This is a genomic window from Sedimentitalea sediminis (assembly GCF_042687825.1).
In the GTDB taxonomy this organism is placed as follows: Bacteria; Pseudomonadota; Alphaproteobacteria; order Rhodobacterales; family Rhodobacteraceae; genus Sedimentitalea.
In genome coordinates this window covers 1-21872 of the sequence record NZ_JBHUQE010000025.1, presented here as the reverse complement: position 1 = coordinate 21872, position 21872 = coordinate 1, and the positions used below count along the sequence as shown (strand labels likewise).

Below are 21872 nucleotides of genomic sequence, written 5' to 3'. Positions count from 1 at the left end.
CGCGCCTTTCTACTCGGCAGCGGCGGCGGCAAGGCCGGTCAGGATGGCGCGGATCGCCTGCGCGTCGATGTCGTCATGTTCGGCGATCACCACCAGCCGGCCCTGCCGGGCCTCGTCGGGCCGCCAGGGGCGGTCATACTGGTGCCGTACCCGCGCGCCCACCGCCTGCACCAGCAGGCGCATCGGCTTGCCGGCGACCGCGGCATAGCCCTTGACCCGCAGGATGTTGCGTTCCTTGGCCAGGCGTTCGATCCGGGCGGCCAGGTCGGCAGGGTCGGTCTGTTCCGGCAGGTCGATCACCACGCTTTCAAAGTCGTCGTGATCGTGGTCATGCGGCTGGTCGTGATGGCTGGGTCGGGCGTCCATGTCATCCTCGGCGGCGGCCTGCAGGCCCAGGATCACCCGCGCATCCACGGCACCCTCGGCGACCTCGACCACCGGCAGCGGGCGCGGGGCCTCGGCGGCGATGAGCGCGCGCGCCCTGGCCACGCCGTCCGGGCCAGCCAGGTCGGGCTTGGTCAGCAGGATGATATCGGCGCAGGAAATCTGGTCCTCGAACACCTCGGACAGGGGCGTTTCGTGGTCCAGACTGTCATCGGCGGCGCGCTGGGCATCCACCCGCGCCACGTCGGGTGCGAAACGCCCCGCCGCGACCGCCTCGGCGTCGGCCAGGGCGATCACCCCGTCCACGGTGATGCGGCTGCGGATATCGGGCCAGTCGAACGCTTTCAAAAGCGGTTTCGGCAGGGCCAGGCCCGAGGTTTCGATCAGGATGTGATCCGGGCGCGGCTCCAGCGCCATCAGCGCCTCGATTGTGGGAATGAAATCGTCGGCCACGGTGCAGCAGATGCATCCATTGGCCAGTTCCATGATGTTCTCGGCCGGGCAGTCCGGAATGGCGCAGCCTTTCAGAATCTCGCCATCGACCCCGACATCGCCGAATTCGTTGACGACGACCGCCAGGCGCCGGCCTTGCGGGTTCTGCATCAGATGGCGGATCAGCGTTGTCTTTCCCGCGCCGAGAAAGCCGGTAATCACGGTCACGGGGAGTTTTTCAAGATTGCTCATGGGGTCTCTCTCACTCTGGGATGTCCAGCGGCGGAATGCGCGCGATACAGTTCTTGCGGAAATGGGTGGAACGCTCGCGCCAGGGGACCAGCCCGTCGGCGGTGGCGGCATATCTGGTCACGCCCTCGGCCACCAGCCCGGCATCCTCGGCGCCGGTGAAATTGCCATAGACATAGGTCCAGCGGTCATTCCCGCCCCGGATCGTGACCGAACAGCCATGATCGCAGTTGGAAAAACATTCGACCCCGCGCAGGGTCACATGCGCCGGCAATTCGGCAGCCTGAAGCGCGGCGAACAATTGCGCGCCGGGGCGGGGGCCTTGCACATCGGTGGGCTGACCCGCGCGGCAGGTGGTGCAGACCAACAATTCGACTGGCGCGACCTCGTTCATGGTTTCCTCCCACGTGCTACTTTTGATGTGCAGTGGCGGGGAAACGGGCGGGCAAAGCCGATGGCCGGACCCGTCACCGAGGCACCCCGCCCGGCAAACGTCGACGTTGCTGGCAGGTCTCCCGGCTTGCGGATGTCAGAAAGCGGCGGCTTTCTGGCGGCCATCCCGCCTTCCCGACCTGATGGTCAGTGGCTTGGGTGTCCTCTCCGGTCACGGTCGCGGGGGCGGCTGCACGTGGCATTCCCTTTTCATCTGCATGCGCAGAAACCAGCGATATGCGGAATGGGCCAAGGATGGGGGCTTTGTCAAGCGTCGCGGCTGCGCCGCATTGTCAGGGCCACCGGCAGGATGGTCCCTGGAGGACAGCCGATGGCGGCTATGGGTGCGCGGCACAGGCGGCCATGGTTGCTGTTTGAGCGGGACCATGGCCGCGGCGCGACCGATCAGACCTTGAGGTTCGGAATGATCTGTTTCTTGCGGCTGACCACGCCGGGCAGAACGACGGAGTCGCCGTCGGTCTGGGCGTCAAAGCTTTTGGCGGCGACCGTCCTGACCAGATCGTTGGGCACCAGCAGGGTGGATTCTTCGCTGAGGATATCGACCACGAACAGCAGGACCTGATCAACACCATCCTCGGCGGCAACCGTGGTCATGCTGTCGATCAGGCTGGCTTTGCGCGCCAGCACTGTGCCGGGCGACGTGGTTTCCAGAACCGAGACCCGGAACTTGGTGCCCTGAACCTCGTATTCCTTGCTGTCCATGCGCAAGAGTTCGGCGTCGCTGAACGACGAGACATCGGATTTCGCGGCAAACATCTCGGCGGCATAGTCGGGGATCGAGATGCCCAGTTCGCCGGCCAGCGTTTCGGCCACGGCCCGGTCGTGATCGGTCGTGGTGGGGCTGCGGAATTCCAGCGTGTCCGACAGGATGCAGGTCAGCATCGCCGATTTCACCGGGTCGGGCATTTTCGCCATGTCAGCGCCGATCAGGTCGTACATGATCGTCGCGGTGCAGGCCACGGGGCGGATGGTGATGTCGATCGGCCCTTTGGTTTCCAGGCCGCCGACCAGCTTGTGATGGTCGATGATCGCCTGCACGTCGGCACCGTTGATGTTGGCCGGCAGTTCGGCGGGATTGTTGGTGTCGACGATGACGACCGGGGTGTCGTCGGCGACGTCCTCGATGATCGCCGGTTTGGCCAAGTCCCAGCGCTGCAGCATAAAGGCGGCCTCGGTGTTGGGCTCGCCCAGCAGCTTGGCTTCGGCAGGGGTGCCTTTTACCTCGTTCAGATACCAGGCCCAGATGATGGGCGAGCCGGTCGAGTCGGTGTCGGGGGATTTATGTCCAAATACCTGGATGGTCATCTTTTGCGTCCTGTTCAGGGATGTGATTTGCGCGCCTTATAGAAACCGTCGGGGCCGATGTCACCCGCCGTTGCACTTTCTGCGACCCTTGGTCAGCGTTTGTCCGGCTGGCCCGGGTTTGACTTTCGCCGGGTCGGCTGGTCAAACGGGACAACACTGCTGACTGTCAGGCCGGTTTCAGATGATTTGCCACCCCCGCCAAGCGCTGTTCGTGCATATCCCGAAAACTGGCGGGCAAAGCGTCGAGACGGTGTTTCTGCAGGACCAGGGGCTGACATGGCAACAGCGCGCGGCCCTGCTGTTGCGGCCCAATGACCAGCCGGCGCGGGGGCCGGAGAAACTGGCGCATCTTTATGCCTCGGAATATGTGGCACTGGGTCATATCAGCGCCGGGCAGTTTGCGCGTTACCGCAAATTCGCGATTGTCCGGCATCCCTATGACCGGTTCCTGTCGGAATACCGCTATCGTGCAGCGGCGCTGCAACGGCGCGGCAAGGCGCGCGTCATGCCGGGTCTGCAGGCGTTTCTGGACCGGGAACCGGGCGACGAACATAGCGACATGGCGCGGCACCTGGTGCCGCAGGTGCGCTATGTGCAGAACGCGCAGGGGCAATGCCTGGTGGATGACGTGCTGAAATTCGAAACCCTGGCGCAAGACATCGTCCCGGTTTTTGCCGACATCTTCGGCGAGGCCCGGCCGTTGCCGCACCGGAACAGATCACCGGATGGGGCGCCGGTCGTCCTGACCGCGGCGCAAAAGGAACAGCTGTATCGCCGCTATCGCGCGGATTTCGAGGCTTTCGGCTATGCCCCATAGGCCGGCAGGGCGCGAGCAGGACCTGTATCCCGCGATCAAGGCGCTGCTGGTGCGGCAGGGCTATGCGGTCAAGGGCGAGGTCGGCGCTGCCGACGTGGTCGCCCGGCGCGGCGACGAACCGCCTGTCATTGTCGAACTCAAGCTGCGGTTCTCGCTTGGCCTGTTTCACCAGGCCATCGCCCGGCTGCAGGTGACCGATCTGGTCTATATCGCCGTGCCGCGCCCCACGGGCCGCACGGCACGGCGCGTGCTGAAGGACAACCTGGCCCTGTGCCGCCGCCTGGGGCTGGGGCTGATCACCCTGCGCACAGACGGGCAGGCCGAGGTGCAGTGCGATCCGGGGCCCTGCCGCCCACGCAAATCGAAAAAGCGGCAGGCGCGGTTGTTGCGCGAATTCGACCGGTTGCAGGGGGATCCAAACGCCGGCGGCGCCACCCGGCACGGCATCGTCACCGGCTATCGGCAGGATGCGCTGCGCTGTGCTGCGCATCTGGCTGAACACGGACCCAGCAAGGGCGCGGACGTGGCCCGTGCCGCCCGGGTCGGCTGCGCGACGCGGATCCTGTCGGACAACCACTATGGCTGGTTCCGGCGGGTGGCGCGTGGCATCTATGCTCTGACGCCCACCGGCGCCGACGGGCTGGTGCACTGGGCGCATAGCTGGCAGCCGGCTGAGCCGCCACCGGACCCTGCAGGTCCGCCGGACCGGCAGGGTTGATTCGTCCGATCGTGATTCGCGACCTGCTCGAACGGAGTAGCAATGGCAGAAGTCTCAACCTGTGGTAGGCAGGCTGGATTTCGCCTATAGGCGTCCGATTGTAAAATCGAGCCTTTCGGCGAATTTACGCAGAAATTGATAGTAATGCGCGGTTTTTTGCCTACACTTTTGGTGTCTGCTGGTTCACCAGTTTTTTGTTTCTTTTCGTGCCCTTGTTACCCAGTGACGTTGTGAGAGGGGGGATTTGATGATCACCATTACATGTCCTCTGGCCTGTCGGCCGGCTACGACAATTTCGTTGTAGGTCTTGCAGCAGAAGTTATCGGATTTCGCAGGTGCACATTCGGGTTCTTTGGATAAGACCATAGCATAACAACCCGCTCCGAGTGCGGGCGCGTCTGGTCTTGAGTCTATTTCGACGCTTTTCGGCGGGTGCGGGCCGTTGTCTTTGGACCGCGCCGCGAAAGGGAGAGGGAACCATTTACGAGGCCACGTGTCGCGAATTGGACGACTCGGCGTGGCGCCTCAAGACTGACACAGAGCGGAGGCCGCCCTTGTCCCGGTTGGGGGCTGGGGCGGCCTTGTTTCTGCCAGGGGCCGCACGGACGGCAAGGCGTGTCAGCTGATTTTTGGCCGATCGTACCGCCCCTCGAAGGGCTCTTGCGCAAGCGGCGTGCTGGCTTATGCCGGCGTCGACCGACGCCCGGTTTTTGCCGGGCTTTTTTTGTTCACAGACCTGTTGACTTGCATTCGGGCTCTCCCTAGCTATGCGGCATTAGCACTCGATGCAGGTGAGTGCTAATGGTCCGGGCTAGGGAGTGCCGGACCAGAGACACAGAACTTTGAGCGTTAAGGAGCTGCAAAGATGGCATTCAAACCACTTCATGACCGGGTGCTGGTGCGCCGCGTGGAAAGCGACGAAAAAACCGCTGGCGGACTGATCATCCCCGACAGCGCCAAGGAAAAGCCGGCCGAAGGAATCGTTGTTGCCTGTGGCGAGGGCGCCCGCAAGGACAGCGGCGAGCTGATCGCGATGGCTGTGACCGACGGCGACAAGATCCTGTTTGGCAAATGGTCCGGCACCGAAGTCACCGTTGACGGCGAAGAACTGCTGATCATGAAAGAAAGCGACATTCTGGGGATCATCGAAGAGAGCGCAGCCGCCAAAGCGGCCTGAACGCCTCGGATCGTCTGATCTCAACAATACGAACTAGGAGACAAGCAATATGTCTGCAAAAGACGTCAAATTCGACACCGATGCCCGCAATCGCATGCTGAAGGGTGTCAATATCCTGGCCGACGCGGTCAAGGTGACCCTGGGCCCCAAAGGTCGCAACGTGGTGATCGACAAATCCTTTGGTGCGCCGCGCATCACCAAGGACGGTGTCACCGTTGCCAAGGAAATCGAACTGGAAGACAAGTTCGAGAACATGGGCGCGCAGATGGTGAAAGAAGTCGCCAGCCGCACCAATGACGAAGCCGGCGACGGCACCACCACCGCCACCGTTCTGGCCCAGGCCATCGTGCGCGAAGGTCTGAAATCGGTTGCCGCCGGCATGAACCCGATGGATCTGAAGCGCGGCATCGACCTGGCCACCGCCAAGGTCGTCGAAGAGATCAAAGCCGCGTCGCGCGAAGTCAACGACAGCGCCGAAGTCGCTCAGGTCGGCACCATCTCGGCCAACGGCGAAGCCGAAATCGGCCAGCAGATCGCGGACGCGATGCAGAAGGTCGGCAACGAGGGCGTGATCACCGTCGAAGAGAACAAAGGTCTGGAAACCGAGACCGATGTCGTCGAAGGCATGCAGTTCGACCGCGGCTACCTGTCGCCCTATTTCGTGACCAATGCCGACAAGATGACCGTCGAGCTGGAAGACTGCATGATCCTGCTGCACGAGAAGAAACTGTCTTCGCTGCAGCCGATGGTTCCGCTGCTGGAATCGGTGATCCAGTCGCAGAAACCTCTGCTGATCATCGCCGAGGATGTCGAAGGCGAAGCGCTGGCGACCCTGGTCGTCAACAAGCTGCGCGGCGGCCTGAAGATCGCCGCCGTCAAGGCACCCGGTTTCGGCGACCGCCGCAAGGCGATGCTGCAGGACCTGGCCATTCTGACCGGCGGTCAGGTGATCAGCGAAGACCTGGGCATGAAGCTGGAAAACGTCACCGTCGACATGCTGGGCAACGCCAAGAAAGTGTCGATCACCAAGGACGAAACCACCGTTGTCGACGGTTCGGGTGAAAAGGCCGAAATCGAGGCGCGCGTGTCCCAGATCCGTCAGCAGATCGAGGAAACCACCAGCGACTACGACCGTGAAAAGCTGCAGGAACGCGTCGCCAAGCTGGCCGGCGGTGTGGCCGTCATCCGCGTCGGCGGCATGACCGAAGTCGAAGTCAAAGAGCGCAAGGACCGTGTCGACGACGCCCTGAACGCGACCCGTGCGGCCGTGCAGGAAGGTATCGTCGTGGGCGGCGGTGTCGCTCTGGTTCAGGCCGGCAAAAAGCTGGAAGGCCTGGAAGGCGCCAATAACGACCAGAACATCGGCATCCGCATCGTGCGCAAGGCGCTCGAGGCACCGCTGCGTCAGATCGCAGAGAACGCCGGCGTTGACGGTTCGGTCGTGGCTGGCAAGATCCGCGAAAGCGACGACGCCAAGTTCGGCTTCAACGCTCAGGTCGAAGAATATGGCGACATGTTTGCCTTTGGCGTGATCGACCCGGCCAAGGTGGTGCGCACCGCGCTGCAGGACGCAGCCTCGGTTGCCGGTCTGCTGATCACCACCGAAGCCATGGTTGCCGACCGTCCGCAGAAAGAGGGCGCAGCCCCCGCTGGCGGCATGCCCGACATGGGCGGCATGGGCGGCATGATGTAAACCGACCCGGTTTTTCCGCCCACCTTGTGCGGCGGCAAGACGATGGCGGCCCTGCCTTGCGCGGGGCCGCCTTTTTGTTGTGCCACACGGGACCGCAGGCAAAGCGGTGCCGCCCGTCCGACAAGGGTCAGCACGGACGCCCCACCGGGCCGGCGGATACCCGGGCACCGCCTGCAGGCATCCGCGACCTTGCCGGGACCCGCCTGTTCGAAACCGCAAAGAAGTCGGGAAAAATGGGCCAATGCGCTGTTCGCCGAACTCAATCGCGACCCTGCGCTGAACAGTCGTCGATTGTACGGCCCCTGCGGCGCGACCGACAAACCCTACGTTGCCGCGACCGTTGCAAACATCGGAAAACGGGCAGTGTCCTATCGCGCCCGGCAAAACCCGTGAAAGGCTGATGGAAACGTGCTTTTACAGTGTTCAGACGCGCTGATCCTGCGCCATAGTTCCATTTTTTTCAGGTACTTGTATCTTTCTGATGTGTGCTTCTTTCCAAACCGATGTCCAAAGGGCAGTTGAGCAGGCGTTCCTAAAGAACGGGGTCCAGGCGCAATCACAAAGGCCTCTGACACACGTTCTGACAGGCGCCGCGTGTCATGCGCAGAGGTTACTTTCTTGTGCTCGGATTGTCCTGCGATGGAACAGATGTGGCCTCTTCAGTCCGTTTGCCTTTCAGGGCTCCGTCATGCTGGGGTGCTTGCATCCCGTGAGGGCCGTGTTCCAGCAACCGCAATGCCTTTTTCAGACTTTCAGCGGCGGTCTCGCGGTCCTCGGGTCCCATGAGGCCGACATTCAGGTCCAGACGAAGATGGGCGTGATGCGCGTGCAACTCGTTCTGAAGGCCTTCGAGAGCCTGGCGGGCGTCGAGAACGCTATAGGTTGCGACCGGATAGGCGATACCCTTGACGCCGATCTCGCCGCGCGCGCGGCATGCGATCTTGTCCGCCACATGGGCGTAGGTTTCGTATGAGATCAGGATTTCGCCCGGTTTCGCAAGGGTTTCCAGCCGGGATGCAATATTGACCGCGCTGCCGATAATGGTGTAGTCCAGCCTGTCTTCGCTGCCAAAATTGCCCACCGTGCAATAGCCGGTATGGATACCCATGCGGGCGGTCATCGGCCTTTCGATGCCCGATTTGCGCCACTGATCCTGAAGCTGTTCCATCCGCTTTTGCATGTCCAGCGCCATGGCCACGCAGGCAAGTGCGTCAGCCTGGACACCGCGCGTTTCGGGGTCTCCAAAAAAGATGAGAATTGCGTCGCCGACATATTTGTCGATGGTGGCGCCGTGACGAAAGGCGATCTGCGACATTTCGGTGAGATAGTGGTTCAGGAGCTGTGTCAGTTCCTCTGATTCGAGCCGATCGGCGGTTTCGGTAAATCCGACGATATCGGAAAAGAATATTGTCAACTTTTTCCGGCTGCTGACGAGTTTGACTTCCTGTTTGCCGGTGAAAATCGAGTCATAGACCTGCGGCGAGAGGTACTTTGCCAACTGTTTTGACAGCCGCTCCAGCGCGGTCGTTTGTTTGGCCAGTTGTTTTTCCCGTTCGTCGATGACGCTCATGTAATGCGCCATCGCAGCCGAAATCTGACCGATTTCATCCGGGCGGGTATCGGCCAGCCCGTGTTCGCGGTCCTTGGCGAAGCGCGCCAGAGATTGCCGCATCTGTTCGAGGCGCCGGAACACACGCTGGTTGAGCACCCTCAGGACCATAAAGGCGCCCAGTAGCAGCAGCAGGACCATGCCGAAAATGACCATCAGCGTGAACCGCGTCGTTTCGTTTACCAGTCGGATCTGCATTTCCAGCTCCGATCCGGCACGCCAGAACTCATTGCTGGCGCTACTGAGAAGCCGGTTCGTAATCAACGAGTTCTCTTCGACCAGGGCCTTGATCCGAAAGGCATTGGCAAGTTGGGTTGATTTCTTCGACGGGATTTCCTGACCTGACAAGTTCCAAAGTGCAGCGATGTCCCGCGCCGCTTTGATGTCGCGAGGACTGGGGCGAGCGTCAGTGGTGATAAGCAAGAGACGCCGGTTCAGCGCATCAAAGCTGTCATCTACGGCGCGCCGGTTCTTTGCGAGCCGCGCCCGGTTCATGTCCAGAATCATCCTGTTGACATGAAAAACAGCCTGGGACGCAACCGCGCGGGTTTCGGTATCCGCCGTTTCGTCGATGCTTTGGAGCAATCCAAGGTTTCGCTCAAAGCCCTCGGCAATAGCTTCTAGCTGCCGGTCGACGGCGATCTGATGGTCCACGGCACCCGTCAGTTGCGCGAGGTTGGCGATGAGCAAATCGGTACTGCGCAGCAGTGCATCAATGCGTTCGGGGGTTTCAAAATGCCCGGCCAGCTCTCGGATCAGCGCGTTCAAAGAGGCTTTCTTGTCCTGAATTCGTGCAAGCAACGTGTCATACTCCGACCGGGTTGGCGCCTGGCTAAGTGCCGGAGCGATCGAGCTGATCGCCGACGCATCCTGAGACAGCTGAGAAAGCTTGATCAGACGTGGCAGCGACGTGTCCCTTAGCAGATCGAGTTCGCCCCGGATTTCAAAAAGCCGGATCGTGATCAGAACCAGCCCCAAGCCAAGCAGCGCCGCAACTCCGGCAAGGATCGTGAACAGCAGTGTCGAAACGCGCTGACGCGCATCTATAGGTTTCTTGTGGGTACCCTCCACCGACCCGGCCTATCGGAAGGGTGGGCTGATCATCAAACCACCGTCGGTCCAGAGGCGATTAAGTCCGCGATCAATATTCATCGGACTGCCCGGACCGAGATATCTGTCAAAGATTTCGCCGTAATTCCCCACGCCTGCGATTACGTTGCGTGCCCAATCGGTTGCCAGCCCCGCCTTGGTGGTACTTTCCATCTTGTCGACGCCAAGCAGGCGGCGCACTTCGGGATCGCGGCTGTCGAGATGTATTTTGACATTGGCGCGGGTAATGCCCTTCTCCTCGGCCAACAGGGTCGCAAAAATGGACCAGCGAACAATGTTCGCCCATCGCATGTCGCGGGTGGATACATAGGCGACGAGTGGCTCCTTTGAGATGATCTCGTCATGCAGAACATAATTGTCCGGATCGTCGAGGGCAGAGTTCCGCATGGTCGCCAATGCGAACCGGTCGGTCGTCAACAGATCGCAACGATGCGAGAAAAAGGCATCGTTGCGTCCTTGCGATGATTCAAAGGGCAGAATTTGCCAATTCAGCCCGTGTCGCTTGACGAAATCTTGCAGATTTCCGATCGATGTCGTCGCCCGCGAAACACAGACGGTTGTTTTTTGCACTTTGGCCAGCGGACCGTCGAACGTACCACGATGGGACATGAAGCCCTGTCCGTCATAGTAGAGAACAGCGGCGGGTGTCAGATGAAGCGAGATGTCGCGGGAAAATGTCCATGTAACATTCGAAACGTAGATGTCGACCTCGCCATCCGCGATGCTTTGCAGACCGGCCCGAATCAATGTTGGCGACATCTGCACGGCATTCCGATCGCCGAAAACCGCGAGGGCGACCCCTCTGCAGAATTCGGGGAAGAAACCTTCATAGCCTTCCTCGCCAATACGGGTATCGCCGACCAACCGGTTTCCGATGGAACACCTGACATAGCCGCGCTCTCGTACTGCATCCAATATGCTGTCGGCCGCATCGGACGGTCCGGTCGTTGACCCGACCGACATCAGGCAAAACGCGAAAAGGGATGCGAGCGACCTCATAGCACCTCCAGATGCGTCAACACCTTAACACAAATGGCAGGTCTATTGAACAAGGCGCAACCCGGGCCATGGACGCCCTGCCAAGCGTGGCCGTGATCGGTGCCCTCCGGCTGCCTTCTCGGTCGAAGGCCCGAAAAGTCCCGCGCGGTGGTTGATATCCAAACTTGAGCAATTGGGGCCGTCGGGGACACGTTCCGCGCCTTTGAATGCCATGTTGCCACAAAGACGAAACCTGCGATGGCACAAAAGCGCGCCCCGGAATTAGACGCCCTGGCGGAATACACTGCCAAGCTGCAGGGCTTTGGGGATGTTGATGGACAGGGCCGGGAACCGCCACGGCAATGCTATGTCTTAGCATTTTGAGACGATCAGGGTCGGCCCGCAGTGGCACAGGCGCCGGCGGACATGTCGTGACGCTGAGATCGCCATTTTTTGGAAACCGTCGCCGCGTTCTGCAAGCAATGCCGCAGGCCGTTAGCTCTCGGCAGGAAAAGCCCCTTGGCCGTCGACCGAACGGCCGCGCAGATGAGCAATCCGTCCGGCACGTAAACGCGCCAGGTCCGGCTTTCCGAGACGACCAGGAACGAGCATTTTCGCGCTTTTGGACGGAATGCCCGTCACAGGGCAACACGCGGGGCAGTCCGGTTCGGCGGGACCGCCAAGCAACCGTGTCGGTTCATCGGTTCGACGCATCTTTGCCGACCGGGAGGTGAATAAAGGCGGCGATACGCTCGCCGCCTTGGTCCTTGCAACAACCCGTACTGAAACGGACCCTTGTCCCAACTTGAGAATGCGTCGGGTCAGACGGCGGCCGGCCCGTCAATTTTTCGGGCCGTCTGGCTGCGCATGGATCGGGGTCAGGCCGCCTGCTCTGCCGGGGCGAACCGGCCATAGAAGGTCTGACCCTTTTCGGCCATTTCGCGCAGCAGCGGCGGGCAGGCAAAGCGATCGCCATAGGTGGACGTCAACTGATCGCAACGTTCGACCGCGTAGGGGGCGCCGATTATGTCCAGCCAACTGAGCGGACCGCCGGACCAAGGCGCAAAGCCCCAGGCCAGGATCGCGCCGACATCGGCTTCGCGGATATCCTCGATCACGCCTTCTTCCAGCGCCCGCACCGCTTCGAGCACCTGGATGAACATCAGCCGTTCCTGCACCTCGATCAGATCGGGCTGTACCTCGGCCAGCGGGTATTTCTGCCGCAGGCCGGGCCAGTATCCCTGGCGTTTGCCCTTTTCGTCATAGTCAAAGAACCCGGCCTTGGCCTTGCGCCCCAGACGCCCCTCGGCCTCAAGCCAGAAGATCAGATCGTCAGCCGCGCTCTCGGGATAGGCATCGCCCATCGCCGCCTTGGTGGCCCGCGCGATCTTGGCGCCCAGATCGATGCTGGTCTCGTCGGTCAGCTGGATCGGGCCGACCGGAAAGCCAAGCTGCCGGGCGGCATGATCGATCATCGGCGCCGCAACACCCTCGGTGATCATGCGCGCGCCCTCGTTGAAATAGGGGATGATGCAGCGGTTGCAGTAGAAGAACCGCGCATCGTTGACCACGATCGGCGTCTTGCGGATCTGGCGCACATAGTCCAGCGCCTTGGCCACGGCGCGCGGCCCGGTTTGCTTGCCCTTGATGATCTCGACCAGCAGCATCTTTTCCACGGGCGAGAAGAAATGAATGCCGATGAACTGCTCCGGGCGGGCCGAGGCCTTGGCCAGTTCGGTGATCGGCAGGGTCGAGGTGTTGGACGCGAAAATGCAGTCCTCGGGAATGATCGCCTCGACTTTTTGGGTCATTTCCGCCTTGACCTTGGGGTCCTCGAACACCGCCTCAATGATCAGGTCGCAGCCCTTCAACTGGTCCAGATCGGCAGTGGCGGTGATCCGGGACAGCATCGCATCTTTCTTTTCCGGGGTCACCTTCTTGCGGGCGATGCCCTTGTCCAGATAGGTCTCGGTATAGGCCTTGCCCTTGTCGGCGGCGGCCTGATCGCGGTCGACCAGAACCACCTCGATCCCGGCCTGCGCGCTGACCAGCGCGATGCCCGCGCCCATCATGCCCGCACCCAGGACCCCCAGTTTCCGGACCCGCTGGTCGGCCACGTCCTTGGGACGAACGGCGCCTTTCTCCAGCGCCTCCTTGTTGACGAACAGCGACCGGACCATGGCGGCCGATGACGGATTCAGCAGCACCTGAGTGAACCAACGCGCCTCGATTCTGAGCGCGGTATCGAAATCGACCAGCGCCCCCTCGTATACGGCGCTCAAGAGCGCCTTGGCGGCCGGAAACGCCCCTTGGGTCTTGCCGTTGACCATGGCGTTGGCACCAACAAAGGTCATGAAACCGGCCGGATGATAGGGCGCGCCGCCGGGCATCTTGTAGCCCTTGGCATCCCAGGGTTTCACGATATCCGCATCCTTGGCGGTCAGCACCCAGGCGCGCGCGGCGGCCACCGGATCGGCGACCACTTCGTCGATCAGACCGGCGGATTTCGCCTTGGCGGCGTCCAGCATCTTGCCTTCCAGCAGATACGGTGACGCGCCCATGGCGCCCATCTTGCGCACCAGCCGGGTGGTGCCGCCAGCGCCGGGGAACAGGCCCAGCAGAATCTCGGGCAGGCCATAACGGGCCTTGGGGTTCTCGCTGACAAAGATCCTGTGCGTGGCCAGCGCCAGTTCCAGGCCGATACCCGCTGCTGTGCCGGGCAGGGCGGCGGCGATCGGTTTACCGCCCTTTTTTGTCTTGGGGTCCATGCCGGCCAGTTCGATGTTGCGCAGCATGTGATGGCCGTTCATCGTAAAATCGAACAGCGCCTGCGCCGGATCATCGCCTGCCTTGACGCGGATCTCGGCCAGAACATTCAGATCCATCCCTCCGGCGAACGAGCCGTCCTTGCCGCTGGTGATGACGATCCCCTTGACCGAGTCATCGGTCAGCGCTTCGTCGATCAGCGCGTTCAGCTCGGCCCCGCCATGCATCGACATGACGTTCATGGATTTTCCGGGCACGTCCCAGGTGATGGTGGCGACGCCGTCGGCGTCCTTTTTCATGGTGAAATCGGTCATTTCTCTTCTCCGATCTGGTCAGCCGTCAACGGGCTGCCATCCTTGCGGGTGAAGGTGGACCCGGCTTCGGGATCCGTTGTCACCTTCATGTCGATATCGCTGTAAAATGCGGTCTCGGTCGGGGTGCGTGCGCCCACCACCAGAAAAGCGGCGGGGGCGTCGGTCTTGTTGATCAGGTGATGGCCATTGGCAACGCCGGCGGGAAAGGCGGCGCAGTCGCCGGGCAGCATCTGCTGCGCGCCGGTGTCGTCGATCAGGGTGCAGACACCCTGGGTGACCATGACGAACTCGTCCTGCTGCATGTGATAGTGCCGCAGGGACGAGGCCGCGCCGGGTTCCAGACACACCAGGTTGACACCATACTGGGTCAACCCACCAGCGTCGCCCAGGCGCTGACTGGACCGGCCATCGACCGCCCGCGCCAACCCGCCGGGATAGGTCGAGCCCCGTCGAAACGGAATGGCGGCAAGATCGAGCCTGGGCATCAGACGCGCTCGATGATCGTGGCCGCACCCATGCCCGATGCGATGCACAGGGTGGCCAGGCCGGTTTCCTTGCCGGTGCGCTCCAGTTCGTCCAGCAGCGTGCCGATGATGATCGCGCCCGTGGCTCCCAGGGGATGCCCCATTGCGATCGAGCCGCCATTGACGTTGACCCGTCCCGGGTCGACGTCGAACGCCTGCTGAAAGCGCAGGACGACGCTGGCAAAGGCCTCGTTCACCTCGAAAAGATCGATGTCCTTGATGTCCATGCCGTTGTCTTTCAGGATCTTCTCGGTCACCGGCACCGGGCCGGTCAGCATGATCGTGGGGTCGGTGCCGATCTTGGCGGTGGCCTTGATCCGGGCGCGGGGCGTCAGGCCGTATTTCTCGCCGAATTCCTTGTTGCCGATCAGCAGTGCCGCGGCCCCATCGACGATGCCCGAGCTGTTGCCGGCGTGGTGGATGTGGTTGATCCGTTCGAGATGCGGATACTTCATCAGCGCGATGGTGTCGAAACCGGGCATCGCCTCGCCCATCATCTGGAATGCCGGGTTCAGCCCGCCCAGGCTCTGCATGTCTGTCTGCGGCCGCATGTATTCGTCGTGATCCAGCAGCGGCAAGCCGTTCTGATCGCGCACCGTGATCACCGATTTGGCAAAGCGGTTGTCATCCCACGCCGCCTTGGCACGGCGCTGGGATTCGACCGCCAGCGCATCGGCCTGATCGCGGGTAAAGCCATACTCAGTGGCGATGATGTCGGCGGAAATCCCCTGGGGGACGAAATACTTGTCCATGGCCAGGGTCGGATCCACCGCAATCGCCGCCCCGTCGCTGCCCATGGCGACCCGGCCCATCATCTCGACACCGCCGGCGATATATGCATTGCCTGCGCCGCCCTTGACCTGGTTGGCCGCCAGGTTCACCGCCTCCATGCCGCTGGCACAGAACCGGTTGATCGCCAGCCCCGGGATCGACTGATCCAGATCCGAAGCCAGCACCGCCGAGCGCGCCAGGCAACCTCCCTGTTCCATTACCTGGGTGACATTGCCCCAGATCACGTCCTCGACGGCGTGACCGTCCAGGTTGTTGCGTTGCTTGACCGCGTTCAGGGTCAGGGCGGACAGGCGCAGACTGGTCACTTCGTGCAACGCGCCGTCCCTGCGGCCCTTGCCGCGCGGGGTCCGCAGCGCGTCATAGATATAGGCTTCGGTCATTTCGGTCTCCTTCAGGTGCGGTCGGCAGGGCTGCCGGGCATCAGGTCATAGGGGTATTTGAACCCAGGTGTTTCGGACAGGCGTGTCAGCCAGGCGTCGATATTCGGCCAGTCCTTGCGATCGAACCCGAACGGTTCGGGATAGTAGAGATATCCGCAGCAGGCGATGTCGGCGATGGTCAGTCGGTCGCCCACCAGCCATTGCCGCCCGGCCAGGGCGTCGTTCAGCGTCTTGTAGGCCGCCTTGAGGCGGCCCTGATTGAATTCGATCACTTCGGCGGGGCGCTTGTTCTCGGGCAGGAAATTCATCAGGAACCGGGTCAGTCCGGCCACCGAGGACAGTTTATGATTGTCCCACAGGATCCAGCGCAGGATCTCGCGGCGTTCATTGGCGCTGTGCGGACCCAACTGCGAGGATTTGGTGCTGACATAGTCCTGGATCGCACCGGACTGGGACAGGGTCAGATCGCCGTCGACCATGACCGGAACCTCGCCCATCGGGTTGATCTCGCGAAATTCGGGGCTGCGAGTCTCGCCATTGAAGAAGTCGACATAGACCGGTTCCCATTCCAGTCCGCTGAGTTCCAGTGTCAGGGCCGCCTTGTAGGCGTTTCCGCTTTCGCCAAAGCAGTAGAGTTTGATTGTCATACGCTCGCAGACCTCCCGAGTCGAATTTCACGCGATACGGTTGCAGAGTTGCTTTTCCGCACGTCCGTCGCATCGATTTTAATGTTTTGTCAGACTTTGCCGCAGTTGTTTACCTTTTGTTAAGCAGGACTAACAAAACTTAAAGTTGCATTGCGGGCTGGAGAGTCACGCGGTGATTTACGACAACCCCCGCCCCAGCGAACCTTGCCCAAATCCGGTTCGCTCGGGCGGGCCAATTTTCCCACTGGACCCCGGCGCAGGGACGCGAACGCGCCACCGTTCGCCGCACCGTGACCGGGTTCAGAACTGGTCGGCCTCCAGCGCCATCACCTGGGTACCGCCGCTTTGAATACGGGCCAGATGCAGGCCGGTCGCCGGCAGTTGCCGCGCCATGTAGTAGCGTCCGGTGGTCAGCTTTGTCTCGTGGAACGCCGCGTCAGAGGTTCCGGCCGCCAATGCGTCACGGGATGCCCTGGCCATTTGTGCCCACATCAGGCCCAGGCAGACATGGCCGAACATGTGCATGAAATCATACGAGCCGGCCAGCGCGTCATTCGGGTTTTTCATGCCGTTCTGTATAAAGAACATGCCAGCGGCCTGCAGATCCTTTGAGGCTGCCTTGAGCGGGTCGAGAAAGTCTCGGTCATAGTCGGCATCCTGCCCGGCATTGTCCTTGATCCAGGACTTGACCAGATCAAAAAACGCCATCACGTGCTTGCCGCCGTCCTGCGCCAGCTTGCGGCCCACCAGATCCAGCGCCTGCACGCCGTTGGCGCCCTCGTAGATCATCGCGATCCGGGCGTCGCGGGTGAACTGCGACATGCCCCATTCCTCGATATAGCCATGGCCGCCGTAGACCTGCTGGGCCTGCACGGTCATGTCATAGCCCCTGTCGGTCAGAAAGCCCTTGATCACCGGCGTCAGCAGCGAGATCAGCCCGTCGGCATCCGCATCGCCGCCGCGATGGGCGCGGTCGATCATGGTGGACCCCCACAACAGAAACGCCCGGCCGCCCTCGGTGAAACTTTTCTGATCCATCAGACTGCGGCGAATGTCCGGATGCACGATCAACGGGTCCGCCGGTCCATCGGGGTTTTCGGCGCCGGTCACGGCCCGGCCCTGCAGCCGTTCCCTGGCATAGATCACCGCGTTCTGATAGGCGGCCTCGGCCTGGGCCAGGCCTTGCATGCCGACGCCCAGACGGGCCTCGTTCATCATGGTGAACATGGCGCGCATGCCCTTGTGTTCCTCGCCCAGCAGATAGCCGGTCGCGCCATCATAGTTCATCACGCAGGTCGAGTTGCCGTGAATGCCCATCTTCTTTTCGATATTGCCGCAGGCCACGCCGTTGCGCGCACCCAGGCTGCCATCCTCGTTGACCAGGAACTTGGGCACGATGAACAGCGACACGCCCTTGATCCCCTCAGGGCCGCCGGTGATCTTGGCCAGCACCAGGTGAATGATGTTGTCGGCCAGGTCGTGTTCGCCCGCCGAGATGAAGATTTTTTGCCCGGTGATGCGATAGCTGCCGTCGTCCTGCGGTTCCGCCTTGGTGCGCATCAGGCCCAGGTCGGTGCCGCAATGGGGCTCGGTCAGGTTCATGGTGCCGGTCCAGTCGCAGGCCACCATCTTGGGCAGATAGGTGTTTTTCTGTGCATCGGTGCCATGCGCCAGAATCGCGCTGGCGGCACCGTGGGTCAGGCCCTGATACATGGTAAACGCCTGGTTGGAGGCCGAGAACATTTCGCCCACCGCCGTGCCCAGCACATAAGGCATGTTCTGGCCGCCGAATTCCTCGGGCATGTCCAGCCCGGGCCAGCCGCCTTCCTTCATCTGATCCAGCGCCGCCCCGAACCCGGTGGGGGTTCGCACGACACCATTTTCCAGTTTGCAGCCTTCGGTGTCGCCGACCACGTTCAGCGGGGTCAACACCTCGGAGCTGATCTTGCCGGCCTCGGCCAGGATTGCGCCGGTGAAATCGCGCTCCAGCTCGTCATAACCGGGAATGTCCGCCTCGGTGATCTTCAGCACGTCGTGCAGGATGAATTGCATGTCTTTGGTGGGCGCGGCATAGCTTGGCATGTCTTTGCTCCGTGTGGGTCTGTATTTTCTGCGCGGACGCGGCGGCTATTCCGCAGCCCTGTTCAGGATGGACGAACTGGCGATGATCTTTTCGCCCCATTCCAACTGGCTTTTCAGCTCTTCTATCGCCTGGTTCAGTTCTTCGCGCTGCTGTTCCATGTCGGCGAGACGCTCGCGCCCGATAGCGCAGGTGCGCGCCAGCTGGGTCTGCTGCTGGTCGCCGATATGATACAGATCCAGCAGCTGGCGGATTTCCTCGAGGCTGAAGCCGAACCGCTTGCCCCGCAGGATCAGTTTCAGCCGGGCGCGATCGCGCCGGGTGAACAGGCGCTTTTGACCCTGCCGCACCGGCGAAAGCAATTCCTTGGATTCGTAAAACCGCAGGGTTCTGGGCGTGACGTCAAAGGCGTCGCACATTTCGCGGATTGTCATCAGCTGGTCGGTCATCAGGTCCACTCTCGTTTCCATCCTCGCAGTCGCAAAGTGAGGGCGATCGGGCAAAGTTTCAACACCAAGTTAACGTTTACGTAAGTGGAACGCTGCGTCACAAATCTGTTGAGGTGGGATCAGGGCGTCTGGCCGGAGAACCAAGCATGAGCCGGGCCGGGATGCAGCCGGACCCGCGTCAGGCCCGGCGCGTTCGCCGTGTTCGGCAGGGATGATTTCAGGAGACTTTCTTGGCAGTTTCGCGGCGCAACTGCTGCAACTCGTCCATTGCGGCGTCCAGCTGGGCGCGCTCTTCCCGCAGTTCCTGCATTTTCCTGTCCGCCATTTCGACAAAGGCCTGCATCTGGGCCTCGTTGCCCTCGTGCTCGTAGATCAGCAGCCACTGGCGGATTTCCTCCAGCTGAAAGCCGAATTTCCGCCCCCGCAGGATCAGCTTCATCCGGGCGCATTCGCGCGGCCCGTAGAACCGCGAGCGCCCTTCGCGGTCCGGCTGCAGAAGCTCGATATATTCGTAATAGCGCAAGGTACGCGGGGTCACATCGAACCTGGCGCACATCTCCTTGAACGACAAACGTGAGACCGTCATGCCACCCTCTTCCCCTTGCGTCGAACCTAGGCCGATGCTCTGCCAAGCGCAACCGGCGGGCTTGCCCTTTTGCTGCCGGAACGACCATAAAGGCTGGGACGGCATTTCAGGAGGATCGGACATGGTGGACAAGGCAACATTGGCGCGACAATTCATCGAGGCGATCCCGCATGCGCGCGCGTTGGGCATGCAACTGACGGACATCGGCGACGGCACCGCGGAATTCTCGATGCCCTATGATGAAAACCTGATCGGCGATCCTAAGACCGGCGTGATCCACGGCGGTGCCGTTTCGGCAATGATGGACACGTGCTGTGGCGCTGCGGTCATGAGCCATCCCCAGGCGCCCGGCGGGACCGCCACCATCGACCTGCGGATCGACTATATGCGCGCGGCGACACCGGGCCAGACCATCCGGACCACCGCCACCTGCTTTCACATCACCCGGTCGGTCGCCTTTGTGCGGGCCACGGCCGTCGACGACGATGGCGACCGGCCGGTCGCCACGGCCTCGGGCTCGTTCACCGTGGAGCAGGGCTGATGGCCCGGCCCCGTCCCGAACCGATGCAGATCGTCAAGCAACGCCGCGATGCAGCGCTCAGGGCACTGGTGCAAGGCGTGCCCTATATCCGCTTTCTCGGTATCGAATTCGACCGGCGCGGCGACGAGCTGACGGCGCAACTGAATTTCGACGAAAAGCTGATCGGCAACCCGTTTCTGCCCGCCATTCATGGTGGCGTCACGGCGGCGTTTCTGGAAACCACCTCGATCATCACGCTCAGCTGGTCCTATCTGTGGCCGGATATCGAATCCGGCGCGATCGATCTCGAGCAGATGGCGGCGGGCGATCTGCCGCGCCTGCCCAAGACCATCGATTTCACCGTCGATTATCTGCGTTCGGGCCTGCCGCGCGATGCTTATGCCCGCGCTACGGTCAACCGGTCCGGGCGGCGCTATGCCTCGGTGCATGTCGAGGCCTGGCAGGATCACCGGCACAAGCTGATCGCCTCGGCGACCGGGCATTTCCTGATGCCGCCAAAGGGTCCGGCGGAGGGTGGCTGACCCCCATCAGCCGGTCACCCATGCCCGGGTCCTGAAAATTGCCGTTCCGATCGTGATTTCCAATGCGACGGTGCCGATTCTGGGTGCGGTGGATACCGGCGTCGTGGGTCAGCTCGGGCTGGCCGCTCCGATTGGAGCGGTCGGGATCGGGGCGGTCATCCTTTCGTCGCTCTACTGGTTCTTCGGGTTTCTGCGCATGGGCACCACCGGCCTGACCAGCCAGGCGCAGGGCGCCGGGCAGGCGGGCGAGGTCGCGGCGTTGCTGATCCGGGTGATCCTGATCGGGGCAGCCGGCGGCCTTTGTCTGGTCCTGCTGCAGCAACCGCTGTTCTGGGCCGCCTTCCGGCTGTCGCCGGCTTCGGCCGAGGTCGAGGAACTGGCGCGCGGCTACATGGCGATCCGGGTCTGGTCGGCCCCCGCGGCAATCTCGATCTTCGGTCTCACCGGCTGGCTGATCGCGCTTGAACGCACCCGGTCAGTGCTGCTGTTGCAGCTGTGGATGAACGGGCTGAACGTTTTGCTGGACCTGTGGTTCGTGCTGGGGCTCGACTGGGGCGTGAACGGCGTTGCCTGGGCGACATTTCTGGCTGAATGGTGCGGCCTTGCATTGGCCTTGTGGCTCTGCCGCAGGGCCTTTGCCGACCCGGCCGGGCGCCAGTGGGCGCGCCTGTTCGACCGCGCCCGTTGGCGCCGCCTGCTGGTGGTGAATTCCGACATCCTGATCCGCTCGCTGATGCTGATGGGCATTTTCGTGTCCTTCCTGTTTCTCGGCGCGGGCTTTGGCGACGTCACACTGGCGGCCAACCAGGTCCTGCTGCAATTCATCCAGATCACCGCCTATGCGCTGGATGGCTTTGCCTTTTCCGCCGAGGCGCTGGTCGGGCAGGCGGTCGGGGCGGCCAGCGTTGCGCGATTGCGCCGCAGGCTGGTTCTGGCGTCGTTCTGGGCCGGGGTGGGGGCGGTCGTTCTGGCGTTGGTCTTTGGCCAGTTCGGCGGCGCCATCGTCGATCTGATGGCCACAGCACCCGAGGTACGGATCGAGGCGCGCGCCTATCTGCCCTATATGCTGCTGGTGCCGCTGCTGGGCATGCCCAGCTGGATGCTGGACGGCGCTTTCATCGGGGCCACCCGCACGGCGGACATGCGCAACATGGCGATCCTGTCCACCGCCGCCTTTGTCGCAACTGTGCTGATCCTGGTGCCGGATCATGGCAATCACGGGCTGTGGATCGCGTTCCTGTTTTCCTATGTCGCCCGCGCTGTCACCCTGGGTGTTCGTTACCCAGCGTTGGAACGGGCCGCCGCGGCGAACTATAGGTTCAGGTGGCCTTGTTGCACAAATCGGTT

Annotated in this window: 19 protein-coding genes and 1 riboswitch; of the genes, 7 read left to right on the top strand and 12 right to left on the bottom strand. The window is 62.2% G+C overall.

The features are described from left to right. Positions 1-9: 9 nt before the first annotated feature. The 3 genes from cobW to ACFMPD_RS15460 form a co-directional block, all read right to left on the bottom strand. On the bottom strand, positions 10-1068 hold the full coding sequence (gene cobW, locus ACFMPD_RS15470; protein WP_380996320.1) for a cobalamin biosynthesis protein CobW: 1059 nt from the start codon (positions 1066-1068) through the stop codon (positions 10-12). 10 nt (positions 1069-1078) lie between these two features. After that, a complete protein-coding gene (locus ACFMPD_RS15465) occupies positions 1079-1459 on the bottom strand; it encodes a DUF1636 family protein (RefSeq protein ID WP_380996318.1) in 381 nt (126 codons plus the stop codon). Positions 1460-1553: 94 nt separating this feature from the next. Next, positions 1554-1746: riboswitch (cobalamin riboswitch) on the bottom strand. 156 nt (positions 1747-1902) lie between these two features. Beyond that, positions 1903-2823, bottom strand: coding sequence for a manganese-dependent inorganic pyrophosphatase (locus ACFMPD_RS15460; protein ID WP_380996317.1), 921 nt, complete (start codon positions 2821-2823; stop codon positions 1903-1905). Between the two features lie 181 nt (positions 2824-3004). Here ACFMPD_RS15460 and ACFMPD_RS15455 point away from each other — a divergent pair, with 181 nt between their 5' ends. The 4 genes from ACFMPD_RS15455 (at position 3005) to groL (ending at position 7228) form a co-directional block, all read left to right on the top strand. Beyond that, positions 3005-3640: a sulfotransferase family 2 domain-containing protein gene (locus ACFMPD_RS15455; RefSeq protein WP_380996316.1), complete on the top strand. Its 636-nt coding sequence runs from the start codon at positions 3005-3007 to the stop codon at positions 3638-3640. Then, entirely contained in the window at positions 3630-4358 is a 729-nt protein-coding gene (locus ACFMPD_RS15450) for a DUF2161 domain-containing phosphodiesterase (protein WP_380996313.1), read from the top strand. The genes ACFMPD_RS15455 and ACFMPD_RS15450 overlap by 11 nt, the downstream gene beginning before the upstream one ends. Positions 4359-5223: 865 nt before the next feature. Next, positions 5224-5535: a co-chaperone GroES gene (locus ACFMPD_RS15445; protein WP_380996310.1), complete on the top strand. Its 312-nt coding sequence runs from the start codon at positions 5224-5226 to the stop codon at positions 5533-5535. A 49-nt stretch (positions 5536-5584) separates the two neighbouring features. Further along, positions 5585-7228: a chaperonin GroEL gene (gene groL, locus ACFMPD_RS15440; RefSeq protein ID WP_380996309.1), complete on the top strand. Its 1644-nt coding sequence runs from the start codon at positions 5585-5587 to the stop codon at positions 7226-7228. Between the two features lie 610 nt (positions 7229-7838). On the opposite strand, the gene ACFMPD_RS15435 is transcribed toward groL, so the two are convergent. The 9 genes from ACFMPD_RS15435 to ACFMPD_RS15395 all read right to left on the bottom strand — a co-directional run bounded on the left by ACFMPD_RS15435 (position 7839) and on the right by ACFMPD_RS15395 (position 19463). Continuing rightward, entirely contained in the window at positions 7839-9908 is a 2070-nt protein-coding gene (locus ACFMPD_RS15435; protein ID WP_380996307.1) for an adenylate/guanylate cyclase domain-containing protein, read from the bottom strand. A gap of 9 nt (positions 9909-9917) precedes the next feature. After that, the gene (locus tag ACFMPD_RS15430) at positions 9918-10946 is read right to left on the bottom strand and encodes a type 2 periplasmic-binding domain-containing protein (protein WP_380996304.1); all 1029 of its coding nucleotides are present in this window, start codon (positions 10944-10946) and stop codon (positions 9918-9920) included. Positions 10947-11803: 857 nt separating this feature from the next. Beyond that, positions 11804-14005, bottom strand: coding sequence for a 3-hydroxyacyl-CoA dehydrogenase NAD-binding domain-containing protein (locus ACFMPD_RS15425; protein WP_380996301.1), 2202 nt, complete (start codon positions 14003-14005; stop codon positions 11804-11806). After that, a complete protein-coding gene (locus ACFMPD_RS15420) occupies positions 14002-14490 on the bottom strand; it encodes a cupin domain-containing protein (protein WP_380996299.1) in 489 nt (162 codons plus the stop codon). The genes ACFMPD_RS15425 and ACFMPD_RS15420 overlap by 4 nt, the downstream gene beginning before the upstream one ends. Next, the gene (locus ACFMPD_RS15415) at positions 14490-15701 is read right to left on the bottom strand and encodes an acetyl-CoA C-acetyltransferase (protein WP_380996296.1); all 1212 of its coding nucleotides are present in this window, start codon (positions 15699-15701) and stop codon (positions 14490-14492) included. The genes ACFMPD_RS15420 and ACFMPD_RS15415 overlap by 1 nt, the downstream gene beginning before the upstream one ends. Positions 15702-15712: 11 nt before the next feature. Next, on the bottom strand, positions 15713-16348 hold the full coding sequence (locus tag ACFMPD_RS15410) for a glutathione S-transferase family protein (protein ID WP_380996293.1): 636 nt from the start codon (positions 16346-16348) through the stop codon (positions 15713-15715). A 300-nt stretch (positions 16349-16648) separates the two neighbouring features. After that, entirely contained in the window at positions 16649-18430 is a 1782-nt protein-coding gene (locus ACFMPD_RS15405; RefSeq protein ID WP_380996291.1) for an acyl-CoA dehydrogenase C-terminal domain-containing protein, read from the bottom strand. Positions 18431-18475: 45 nt separating this feature from the next. Next, positions 18476-18877: a MerR family transcriptional regulator gene (locus tag ACFMPD_RS15400; protein WP_380996367.1), complete on the bottom strand. Its 402-nt coding sequence runs from the start codon at positions 18875-18877 to the stop codon at positions 18476-18478. 217 nt (positions 18878-19094) lie between these two features. Next, entirely contained in the window at positions 19095-19463 is a 369-nt protein-coding gene (locus ACFMPD_RS15395) for a MerR family transcriptional regulator (protein WP_380996288.1), read from the bottom strand. 121 nt (positions 19464-19584) lie between these two features. Here ACFMPD_RS15395 and ACFMPD_RS15390 point away from each other — a divergent pair, with 121 nt between their 5' ends. The 3 genes from ACFMPD_RS15390 to ACFMPD_RS15380 form a co-directional block, all read left to right on the top strand. Continuing rightward, entirely contained in the window at positions 19585-20004 is a 420-nt protein-coding gene (locus tag ACFMPD_RS15390) for a PaaI family thioesterase (protein WP_380996286.1), read from the top strand. Beyond that, the gene (locus ACFMPD_RS15385) at positions 20004-20525 is read left to right on the top strand and encodes a PaaI family thioesterase (protein WP_380996283.1); all 522 of its coding nucleotides are present in this window, start codon (positions 20004-20006) and stop codon (positions 20523-20525) included. Before ACFMPD_RS15390 ends, ACFMPD_RS15385 begins: the two co-directional genes overlap by 1 nt. Continuing rightward, on the top strand, positions 20518-21872 hold a 1355-nt coding region (locus ACFMPD_RS15380), incomplete at its 3' end, for an MATE family efflux transporter (RefSeq protein ID WP_380996281.1). The genes ACFMPD_RS15385 and ACFMPD_RS15380, both read left to right, overlap by 8 nt.